Source organism: Brevundimonas sp. CURTG3B2_SDJG (assembly GCF_057364705.1).
Map to the genome: position 1 here is coordinate 1 of NZ_JBNFOJ010000532.1, position 903 is coordinate 903.

The 903-nt window shown below is 73.2% G+C and carries 1 pseudogene; it reads left to right on the forward strand.

What is annotated here, in order from left to right:
- Nucleotides 1–3: 3 nt before the first annotated feature.
- Nucleotides 4–903: pseudogene (gene rsmH / locus AC2W7C_RS18495) on the forward strand (16S rRNA (cytosine(1402)-N(4))-methyltransferase RsmH); the annotation flags it as partial.

A 903-nucleotide genomic window follows, 5' to 3' on the forward strand; every position in this document is an offset into this window, starting at 1 on the left:
CGCATGAGCCCGCACGCCCCGGTCCTGCTGGACGAGGTGATCGAGGTCCTGGCGCCGCGCGCCGGCGACGTGATCATCGACGCCACCTTCGGGGCGGGCGGCTACACCCGCGCCATCCTGGCGGCGGGGGCGGCCGTGATCGCCCTGGACCGCGACCCGACCGTCCAGCCGCACGCCGACGCGGTCGCCAACGACTTTCCCGGCAAATTCCGGCTGATCCGCACCCCCTTCTCGGGTCTGGCTGAGGCCTTCGCAGGAACGGGCGAGGCCCGGCTGGACGGCGTGGTCTTCGACATCGGCGTGTCCTCCATGCAGCTGGACCAGGCCGAGCGCGGCTTCTCGTTCATGCGCGACGGGCCGCTGGACATGCGGATGTCGGCCGAGGGGCCGACGGCGGCGGATATCGTCAACACCTGGGACCACGGGCCGCTGGCCCATATCTTCAAGCTGTACGGCGACGAGCGCCAGTCGGGCCGGGTGGCCACCGCCATCCTGCGCCGCCGGGTCGAGAGGCCTTTCGCGCGCACCCTGGACCTGGCCGAGGTGGTCGAGAAGGCCCTGGGCGGCGTCGCGGCGCGGCCATCCCATCCGGCGACCCGGGTGTTCCAGGCGCTGCGCATCGCGGTCAACGACGAGCTGGGCGAGCTGCGCGCCGGGCTGGAGGCCGCCGAGGCGACGCTGGCGCCGGGCGGGCGTCTGGCGGTGGTCACCTTCCACTCGCTGGAAAGATCGGATCGTGAAAGGCCTTTCCTGACCGAGCGGACCGGCAATGCGCCCGGCGGCTCGCGCCATGCCCGGCGGCGACCGAGACGCGCAAGCCCAGCTTCGCCCTGTCGTTCAAGGGCGCACGCGAGGCGGGCGAGGCCGAACTGGCCTCCAACCCCCGCGCCCGGTCGGCCAAGC